Genomic DNA, 9,892 nt, shown 5'->3' with positions numbered 1-9,892 from the left:
GGAGGAGAATATGCTTACAGCAATATCAGTAATTTTATTAATGAGTTTTATTATAGCATTTCACGAGCTTGGACATTTATTTGCAGCAAGATTGGCTGGGGTCAAAGTAGAAAAATATTCAATAGGATTTGGAAAAAAATTTTTTCTTTTACTGATAAAAAAGGGACTATATGGCAATTAGCTCCTATTTTGCTTGGTGGATATGTATCTCTTTATGGCTCAAGTAAAAAAGATTTGGAAGATAAAGATGCCGTTGACAAAGATAAAATGTTTCTAACACAGCCGACCTACAAAAAGATTTTTATCCTTGTCGCAGGCTCATTTGCAAATTTGATACTGGGCTTTTTAAGTTTATTTTCACTATATTTTATAACTGGTATAACAACATATGAGCCAGTAGTCGCAAAAAGTAGTATAGAGATAATTAAACAAGCAGATAAAATTGTAAAGATTGATAATATTAAAGTTACTTCGGAATATGATATAAAAAATTATTTAAGAAATATCAATAAGAGTGTTGTAGCAATAGAATTAATAAGAAATAACAAAAATATGATAGTAAATACCCCACTTAAGTCAAAAGGTTATAACAAAATTTTTAAAAAGTACTCTTATGAGTTACCATTTGAATATGATAAAAAAGTAACTATAAAACAAAGATTAGGCTTTTATGACAGTATTGCAATGGTGTTTGGTAAGGTAGTTAAGGTAGTTAAGGGCTATTTCAATGTATTTTATTTGATGTTTACAGGAGAGATAGGAAATGTTTTTTCAGGGCCTGTTAAAATATTTGCAATTACAGGTAAGGCAATAAACTCAGGAATTGAGCAAACTCTTTTTATGGCATTTCTTCTTAATATCACGCTATTTATTTTTAATCTTTTCCCTATACCTGTTTTAGATGGTGGTTATGTAGTACTGTTTATTGTTGAAAGTATTATTGGTAGAGAAATCCCCGAAAAATTAATGAAGGTTGCACTTTACTCAGGATTAGTTTTGTTAATTTTTATGCAATTTTTAGGTATTTATAATGACTTCAAAGAATATTATCCAAAGGTTAAAAATAAAATAGCTTATATATCATTGCGTTAAATTTAACAGAGGAAGTGGATAATGTACTGTAACATTTACTTATCTTAGGTAGTATAAAGTTAATTATATATTAAAGAAACTTCCTATAATTTATACTACCAAACCTTTCCCCGTTAAATAGAGCAACTACATGTTGAAAAATAGAAAATAGTTTATCTATGCGAATAAAAAACGAAACTCTGTAGTAATATTGAAGTTCATACCATTAAATATATTTCCAAAGAGATATGGCCCCTTACACTATAAAATACATGATTACTAAAAATTATGTGAAATTTTGTAGAAAATTGCGTAACGAGTATGGTATAATTTTCGAAATGAATTTTGCTGTTTGAAAACTGAATAAGTGTCGAGTGATAAGTAAAACATGTTGCAGAGATTGTTTTATTATGGTTGCAAAATTTCAAGTTGATTTTGAGTTTTTGCTGTTTTTAACAGTTATTGTTAAGTATCAGTAAGTTATAGAAAAAGTTAGATTAATAGAACACGAATTTTTTAGTTGTTATTTATCAATAGGTTATAAAATAGGGTATCAAAATTTACAAAGTAGAAAAATTGATACCCCCCCTTCTTTAAATTTAGCCTTGCAAGTATCTGAAAATATGGTATTAAAAAGGGGTGCTATTGGAATCATTGACCTGACTTGAAGGGATTACGACACGTCAAACCGTCTGCGAATGTCACTTTTACTTTATACCATATTGGAATCATTGACCTGACTTGAAGGGATTACGACTTTGCCTTGTATCTCATCCTCGAACGTCAAACCGTCTGATTGGAATCATTGACCTGACTTGAAGGGATTACGACTCTTCAAATTTAACAGCCTCTGCTATCTCTGCGTTGATTATTGGAATCATTGACCTGACTTGAAGGGATTACGACAGAATATAGTCTTAACAATCATTTAATCCTCCTTGCATTGGAATCATTGACCTGACTTGAAGGGATTACGACCGAAGGAAGAGGACGCCCTACCGTTTCATCTAAATAACGGTAGATTGGAATCATTGACCTGACTTGAAGGGATTACGACAATCCTCTTAGATTCTTTGATGATTTCAAACAACTTACTATTGGAATCATTGACCTGACTTGAAGGGATTACGACTTAAATTAGCATCTAAACCACTAACGCTACCCGCATATTGGAATCATTGACCTGACTTGAAGGGATTACGACCTTACCTTATCCTGGCAATAGAAGCCGGCAATAAATTTATTGGAATCATTGACCTGACTTGAAGGGATTACGACAAATTTCAGGTAAATGCTTTCTACTGCTTTCTCTTTCATTGGAATCATTGACCTGACTTGAAGGGATTACGACTCTCTAAAGTTTTTATTTGCTCTTTAGAGACTTTTTGTTGATTGGAATCATTGACCTGACTTGAAGGGATTACGACAGCTTAAAAGCTCCCTTAATTTAAACTATCATATATAAATTGGAATCATTGACCTGACTTGAAGGGATTACGACATAAAGCCCTTTTTATTTGGCTTGTAAAATACAGTTTATTGGAATCATTGACCTGACTTGAAGGGATTACGACTTCTCCTTATACTCGAATTTTGAAAGACCCATCAGGAAATTGGAATCATTGACCTGACTTGAAGGGATTACGACTCAACTTTTTTCACTTTAGCACCTCACAAAATTTTTTATTATTGGAATCATTGACCTGACTTGAAGGGATTACGACTCAAATTCTTTCATAGCATTTCTGCATTCTTCCTTATATTGGAATCATTGACCTGACTTGAAGGGATTGATTTAAAAATTTTGAATTATGAATTATGAATTATGAATTATTTGTTTTACATTTTTGTTGTATTTAGCTTAATACATAATACTAATTTTGAGCATTGAACATTGAACTTCTTAGTACTTAATGCTTAATTCTTAACACTATTTTCTGACCTGACTTCCAGCAAGCTTGGTGCAGAAACATCAGGATTAATATGCCTGATGTTTCTATTCCAAGCTTGATGCAGAAACATTGGGAGTTAACTATGCCCAATGTTTTTAAGGGATTATTTCGTAAATTTTGAATTATGAATTGTGGATGATGGGTTATGAATTTTTAATAAAGTTTTTAGAGGCTTAACACTTAGTGCTTAACTCTTAAAACTTAAACCTTGAACCTTGAACTTTTTTATATTGTGAGGTGATTTATGGATAAGAATGATGAAAAGAATATTCAGAAAGGTAAAGATGATTTTGGTGAAATTGATGAAAATTTTGTTTTGGATGTAATTGATGAAGCGATGGAAGGTTGTTCTGAAGAAGATAAGGTTGGGGTTTTGCTCACAAAAACAGGGATGTTTTGGCCGGCTGATTATAGGTATTCAACTATGTCTGAAAATTTTTCAAGATCTGATTTTGATGGCTACCTAAGCTGGCTTGCAGATTTTTTATATAATTTGGATGCTAAACCAAGTGAGGAACAAAAAGGACTTTGTGTCCATTTAGAAAGGATGACTCCAGAAGGTGGTGCATTTTTCTTAGGTTATAATTTTGGAACATTTTTCTCAGTTTCATTTTTCGTGGAAGTAGAAGTTGAGGAAGGGCAAACGCTTGAAGAGTTTTTATCGTCAAAGAACATGATTGATTATTTTAATTCAATTGAAGATGATGAAGAACGAGAAAGTGAGATAGAATTTACTAAAGAGTTATTTACTACAGCTGAATATAATTATAAGAATCAATTGAAATATTCCCCTGACTATGATTTGTTAGATTTACCTGTTAGGGTTCCTTTATCTATTTTGTTAAAAAAAGAGCCTGATAAAGAAAAACGAGTCAAACTGCTTAAAATTTATTATGATACGGCTGGGGATATGTTGTCAAAATGATAAAACGTTAATAGTATAGATTTTAAAGTTTTAACTTTATGTACACTTAAATTTTAACGATTCGCAAATCGCTATTTTTGAAATGCCAATGATTAAATATTTACACAAAAGTGCTGTTAATAAAGTATAAAAGTTTTAAATGTTTAAAATTCAATAATTAAAAGTTATACTTCAGTGATTCTCATAAATCAAAATCTTCATCTAAGGAAGGTAAAATATGTTTTTTGGGTGTCAAATGAATTTCAAGGTCTAATTTATCTAAAATTAATATCAATGCTTTAATGGAGACTGATGCTAAGTTACCTTGCTCTAACTTTGACAATGTTTGTCTTGAAATCCCAGCATATTTGGCTAAATCTTCTTGCTTGATTTTTTTCTCCTTTCTTTTTTCTTTTATAAAAAGACCTAATTCAAAAGGTTTCATAATTATAGACTATCTCCGTTAATTTGCGATTTCCAAAATTTTGTCATTCTTTTAGCAACTTCTTCAAAGTGAGGGTTATCTTTAATGTAGTTATTTATCTGATTAATTGTATAAGCAACACTTTCTACGCATTCTTCATACAATTCATTTGATTCTTGATGTGACAATAAACAGTATTTTTTACCAAAACTTATTAAAGGCTCTTTTTTAAACCATATCTTTTTACCATTAAGAGTTAAAGCGGGTTGGTCATTTTTTATATAAGCTACAGTACATACAACATCATAAGCCGGAGATAATCTTATATTTGTTAAATCAAAATCATACAAAACAGCGAAATTTTTTAGATGTGCATCACCATTTCCTAATAGATAATTCATTACTACTAATTTGTAGTACAATTTCATGTCCTTAGAAATATTACTCGAAACTGTTTGTATTAATTTGGCAATTTTTTCATAACTACCAGTATATTTCTTCTGTTTTGTTAAGCCAAATAAACTTAAAACTTCCTCAAAGCCAGTATATTGATCTGTAAATTTTTTTATAATTAAAAAATTTTTATTTTTTGATAATGTTATCTGAGGGATATGTATACCTGCTTTTTTAACTGCCTGCATGCAAAAATATTCATTTTCTGCAAGATAAGGGTACTCTTGTCCCCAAGTTTTTATTATGTAATCAGACGCATAAACAGTTGCCCTGTCACTTAAAGCTGTCTCTTCTTCAACAGTAATAATTGTTTTAGGTTGTACACCTGAAATAGCGTTCTTAGTCAAAAATCTATCAAGTAAATACTTAAAAGTGTCGAAACTATCATTATTTTTTATATAATCAAAATCTACAGGTTTAATAGTTTGTTTGCTATCATTAGCATTAAAAACAACTCTACCAATAATGTCAGGTGCTAACATATTTAAAATGTAAAAATCGTTAAAATTAGGCTCTAAATCAAAATTTTTTATTAGTATATTTTTGAATATTTCATATAAATATCCTTCGGGAATATACATATCGAAAAATGGCAATAAGTCATATTCTCTGTAATAAAATTTTTGTGTTACGGGCATTCTTAAAGATAGCATGTAAATGTCTTGAATTGAATCAACGTATTCAAATATATGTCTATTATTATCTTTTTGTAGCTTACCGATAGGGATTGGTCGCTGTTTTTTTCTGTCGTTAACAAAAACTTTTATTTTGTTTCTTTCGTTATAAGTATTTAATTTCATAATCACCTTTTATTTAAAATAATATGGTAATAATTGTATGTATGTCAATATTATTTTACATATTTTTATATTATATGAAATGTAAATTTATATTAACATTATGTAATAATATTAATTTAAAATCTATTGCATAGAACTTTTTCATAATTCTAAGGGACTGATTTAAAAATGTTTAATTTTAAATATTGAGTTATGAATTATTTTGAAACGTTAAAACGTTAAATGTGAGATGTGAGCGATGAGTCGTGGACAAAGAATAAATTGTTTTATTAATATGAGTTATAAAGGTTTTAGAGACTTAATACTTATTACTAATTTTAAACGTTGAACTTCTTTGTTTTTGATTTTTATCCATGGATTGAGTTAATTTAAAAAATAATGTCAGAAATAAGTTAAGATATTTGTTTATATTTTTGATATGAAAAATGGAGGAGTGAATATGAGAAACTTAAAAATCCTTTTTTGGAATGTAAAAAATAAAGATACAGAGCTTTTTCATGACATTGAAAATTATAACGCTGACATAATTGCTTTATCCGAAGTAAGAAAATTTAATATCGAAAAATATCAGTCCTTCTTTGAAGAAAAAGGATTTAATTATTTTACATCTTTGGATTTATTTGATGATATTGTTCTTTCAAAAAATACGAATTTACTTATGGTAGCTGGTAAAGGTATTTCTCTGGACAATTTAAAATTGAATCTGGATGAGCTTGGAGAGCATAGACTGAAATTCATGCAAGTGAGCACAAAGGATGGGTTAAAATTGGGGGTATACCATTCTATGAATTACAATAATAATGTGAATGGTGTTAACAAAAATCTTTTTCATATCGGTTATGGTTGGCTTTGGGAAAATCTTGCTGGCAAATCACAATATATTCTTGTGGGTGATTTTAATGCGATTTTATTTGATGCAAAAGCTAAAGAGAATCCATTTGTTTACGAAATTAAAGATAAATATTATAATTTTTCTGAAAATATTAATAAAGTTCTTTCAAGGTATCCTTCTTTTACCTATAAGGCAAAGAAGTTTCTTGGAGCATTCGGCAATATGCCAAGAAATTTTTATTACATAAAGCCTGAAAGTGGATTGGAACAGGTAAGTTTAGATGGAAAATTTAAGACACTTATAGACCATGCTTTTGTAACTGAGGATCTTTTGAAAAATAAACCTATGGTTACCTATGGTGAAAAATCTGCATCTGATCATAAACCCTTAATTTTGACTTTTGGGCACCAATAGGTGCCTTTTTTTATATAATCTCAAAAATCTTATCGTTGTTAATAAAGCTATTCCCAACATTTTGTATACTATCTCTGCAATGCTTACATAAAAAGTAGTATCTTATGGAATCTGTATTCATATCGATGAGATTATCGAGCTTTTCTTTTAATTTTACATACTCGGCATCGGTAATATTGCACTCAAATACACTTTTTTGAACTCTTATACCGTAATTTTTTAACTCCTTATCTACTCTATATCTTATTCTGTCATCAGAAATATCATAGCTAATTAGGTAGTATTTTTTCATTTAAAACCTAAATCCTACATATTCAGAATCTTCAATAATTGCTTTGGCAAAAAGATAAGTCTGATATCTTACGATATCTTTTAGTAACATTTTTTTCTTCTTAGGCTCGTACCAAAAGTAGCTATTAAATCTTTTTTCTATTAGACCAATATATTTTTTTCTTCCATAAATTGATAATGATACAGGTAGTTCTTCATTATCTTTATCAATAATAAAATCACTTCCTGTAATAATATTTTTGTTTAAGATGCTGATAACCAAATAATCTATTGCAACTGGTCTAAACTCTTCCATCAAATCTAATACCATTGAAGGTCTGCCGTATTCTTCAGCATGGTAGCTGCCATAATAAGGGTCTAACCCTACAGTATTTACAGTTGTTCTTACCAAATTGAGCAATATTGTGTATCCAAAACTTAACAGTGCATTAAATTCATTTTTAGGAGGTCTTCTTGTTCTTTTTTCAAATTTAATTGGTCCTTTAACTAAATAGTCAAAAGCTGAAAAATATATGTTAGCTACATTACCTTCATAACCTAAAAGAGTAGGGAGATCTTCTATTGAGGGTATCTCTTTTCTTATTGGTATTAATTTATTTAAAATATGGCTTACTTCTTCTGATTTGTGGTAGTAGTTTAATTTTCTTAAAGTAGCTATACTGTTTTCTAACTTTGCTAACACAATAGCTCGTGCAAATTTTATTTTATGTTTGGTGACAGAAAGTTTTTGTATTTGGAGTCTTCTTAAAATTATATTTTTGCCTAATTCAGGGACTAACCTGCCCATATATTGACCGGAATATGTTGTAAAAACGACATCGATTTTGTTTTTTAGTAAGTGTTTTATTGCTTGAGTACTGATGGAAATATTGCCCATAATTATTATTTGATCTGTATCTTTTGTCAAAAAAATTCCTATAGTGTTAACCCCTTTTTTAACAATTATTCTGTCACCGGAAATTGAAATATATGAACCTTGCTCAGTCAAATATACAATCATACATCTAATTTGTATGAAATTTTCCCATTTTCATCTACGACTCGCCTAAAATTACCTACTGCAGTATTGAAAAAATCAACCCCGGATGTCTTAAACATTACTTCAAATTTATCTTCATATTCCTGTTTTAAAGCATTGAGTTCAAAAATTTGCTTTTTTAATTTTAAATAGTTATCAAGTATATCCTGGAAATTTAATGATTGAACATCGAGGCGACTTGGTAATTTTGCATCTATCTCAAATGTATGCAAATGTAATGTAGGGTTTGGATATAAACCTTCAATGTTATTAAATTGGCAATTGCAGTTAACTGTTGAGGTTATTTCAGGAACTTTTGACCTTATTTTTGCACAGCTTATAGGATTACCTTTAAGTCTTGATTTTAAAAATTTATCAGGCGAAATGTTAAAACATTTTGAATAAATATAGTTTACAGCGTCTACACCTGACTCAAGATGACCGATACTATGGGCGATAATAATCATTTCATCATATGTCAGCTCATTCTTTTTGAGAGCATTCTGATATATTTCCTTTAAAACAGGGCATTTAAATATTAGATATTGAAACTCTTTATCGGCATCTATATTGTATGGCTCAACAATATTTTTGAATGAAACGGTTTCCTTAGGTAAAGCTTGAGGTTTATCAGAATATCTTTCATAAATATCTGAAATTCTATAATAATTTAAATATTCTAATAACTTTTGCTCTGAAGCTCTTTCAATCTTTTTAAGGTATTCATCTATATTTTTTATCTCACTGTTTTTCTTATCTACAAAGAAGCTTCTTTTCCCATTTGCCAGGTGTATACCAAGTGGGAGTTTTACAAGATTACCTGTTCCATCATGTTTTACAAAGTTTTGTTTGGGGAAAATTTCAACAGATATTTCAGGAATTATCTCTTTGATATTTATTTTTACACTTTCAGCAAACTTTTTTGCTATTCTTGCTGGAACAGGCTTGTCAAGGAATACCCAGACGTGCCTCCCCTTGTAACCGCTATTTTCTATTATTGGGCTAATGTTAAATTTTTCACACTCCTTGCATATGGCTACGGCAATTTTTTGGCATAAAAAATCATATTCTTTAAATTTTTCGTCATTAGACAATACATTTTTTAAAATATGTTTTGCTATATCTACATCAAAACAAATCCAATTAACTGTGCTATCGAGTCGATGTTGGTAAATTCCAATAGTCATATTACCGTTTAAGTGATTTTTTATTGTGGATTCATTCAGAGGCTCTCTTACAGGTATGTATCCTGTGTGCCCTTCATTGTTTTTCCATTGTCTTGCATATATGCCTTCTCTGCCACTGAATAGAGAAAATAGCAGTGAAACTGTGGTTGAAGTAAATTCAGCTTTGATTATTTCATTATTGTTATTGTTTTCAAAAATATTCTTAAAATAGTTATCTTTTGTTAAAGTGAATGCCTTATGAGCTATTTTCTCTGCTAATTCACCTTTATCGACTTCCAATAAAATTCCAATAAGATGCTTGTAGTAAGTTGGGTTAAACTTATCTATCTCTATAAGCTCTTTTAACACTTTTATTGCTCTCGTAGGATTAGAGTCATTTAGATAATATTCTAACAATTTTTCATATATAGGCTTTTTATCTTTAGCCATACCCAAAGCAATATTTAAGTGCTTTATCATATTTGATATATCACCGTTTTTTTCATGCTTTTCAGCAAGCTCTAAATGCTCTTTAAATTCAGTATTCTTGATATCATTCATAAAAAC

Annotated in this window: 7 protein-coding genes, 1 pseudogene and 1 CRISPR repeat array; of the genes and pseudogenes, 3 read left to right on the top strand and 5 right to left on the bottom strand. The window is 29.5% G+C overall.

The window, feature by feature from the left end:
• Nucleotides 1-10 precede the first annotated feature (10 nt).
• Nucleotides 11-1,092 (top strand): annotated as a pseudogene (locus LF845_RS11355) (M50 family metallopeptidase).
• Nucleotides 1,093-1,715: 623 nt separating this feature from the next.
• Nucleotides 1,716-2,868: a CRISPR direct-repeat array (repeat unit 36 nt; unit sequence ATTGGAATCATTGACCTGACTTGAAGGGATTACGAC).
• Nucleotides 2,869-3,267: 399 nt separating this feature from the next.
• Nucleotides 3,268-3,948: a hypothetical protein gene (locus LF845_RS11350; RefSeq protein ID WP_242821130.1), complete on the top strand. Its 681-nt coding sequence runs from the start codon at nt 3,268-3,270 to the stop codon at nt 3,946-3,948.
• A gap of 181 nt (nt 3,949-4,129) precedes the next feature.
• Here LF845_RS11350 and LF845_RS11345 read toward each other — a convergent pair whose 3' ends face one another.
• The gene (locus LF845_RS11345) at nt 4,130-4,372 is read right to left on the bottom strand and encodes a helix-turn-helix domain-containing protein (protein WP_242821129.1); all 243 of its coding nucleotides are present in this window, start codon (nt 4,370-4,372) and stop codon (nt 4,130-4,132) included.
• 2 nt (nt 4,373-4,374) lie between these two features.
• Nucleotides 4,375-5,604 (bottom strand): type II toxin-antitoxin system HipA family toxin, encoded by a 1,230-nt coding sequence (locus LF845_RS11340; RefSeq protein WP_242821128.1) that lies wholly within the window; start codon nt 5,602-5,604, stop codon nt 4,375-4,377.
• Nucleotides 5,605-6,043: 439 nt separating this feature from the next.
• Between LF845_RS11340 and LF845_RS11335 the strand changes: the two genes are divergently transcribed.
• A complete protein-coding gene (locus tag LF845_RS11335) occupies nt 6,044-6,850 on the top strand; it encodes a hypothetical protein (RefSeq protein ID WP_242821127.1) in 807 nt (268 codons plus the stop codon).
• Between the two features lie 10 nt (nt 6,851-6,860).
• Here the strand turns inward: LF845_RS11335 and cas2 are convergent, their stop codons facing one another.
• From cas2 to LF845_RS11320, 3 genes are all read right to left on the bottom strand, one after another.
• On the bottom strand, nt 6,861-7,142 hold the full coding sequence (gene cas2, locus LF845_RS11330) for a CRISPR-associated endonuclease Cas2 (protein ID WP_242821126.1): 282 nt from the start codon (nt 7,140-7,142) through the stop codon (nt 6,861-6,863).
• The gene (gene cas1 / locus LF845_RS11325; protein ID WP_242821125.1) at nt 7,143-8,141 is read right to left on the bottom strand and encodes a CRISPR-associated endonuclease Cas1; all 999 of its coding nucleotides are present in this window, start codon (nt 8,139-8,141) and stop codon (nt 7,143-7,145) included.
• Nucleotides 8,138-9,892, bottom strand: a 1,755-nt coding sequence (locus LF845_RS11320; RefSeq protein ID WP_341352910.1) for a CRISPR-associated primase-polymerase type A1, incomplete at its 5' end; no start/stop codon positions are given. The genes LF845_RS11320 and cas1, both read right to left, overlap by 4 nt.

Origin of the sequence: Deferrivibrio essentukiensis, from assembly GCF_020480685.1 — a bacterium.
Taxonomy (GTDB): Bacteria; Chrysiogenota; Deferribacteres; order Deferribacterales; family Deferrivibrionaceae; genus Deferrivibrio; species Deferrivibrio essentukiensis.
This window is presented reverse-complemented; position numbering and strand designations above follow the sequence as displayed.

Coding starts and splice junctions, on each gene's coding strand:
- LF845_RS11340 (WP_242821128.1), bottom strand. CDS start 5,604: ATGAAATTAAATACTTATAACGAAAGAAACAAAATAAAAGTTTTTGTT.
- LF845_RS11350 (WP_242821130.1), top strand. CDS start 3,268: ATGGATAAGAATGATGAAAAGAATATTCAGAAAGGTAAAGATGATTTT.
- cas2 (WP_242821126.1), bottom strand. CDS start 7,142: ATGAAAAAATACTACCTAATTAGCTATGATATTTCTGATGACAGAATA.
- LF845_RS11335 (WP_242821127.1), top strand. CDS start 6,044: ATGAGAAACTTAAAAATCCTTTTTTGGAATGTAAAAAATAAAGATACA.
- LF845_RS11345 (WP_242821129.1), bottom strand. CDS start 4,372: ATGAAACCTTTTGAATTAGGTCTTTTTATAAAAGAAAAAAGAAAGGAG.
- cas1 (WP_242821125.1), bottom strand. CDS start 8,141: ATGATTGTATATTTGACTGAGCAAGGTTCATATATTTCAATTTCCGGT.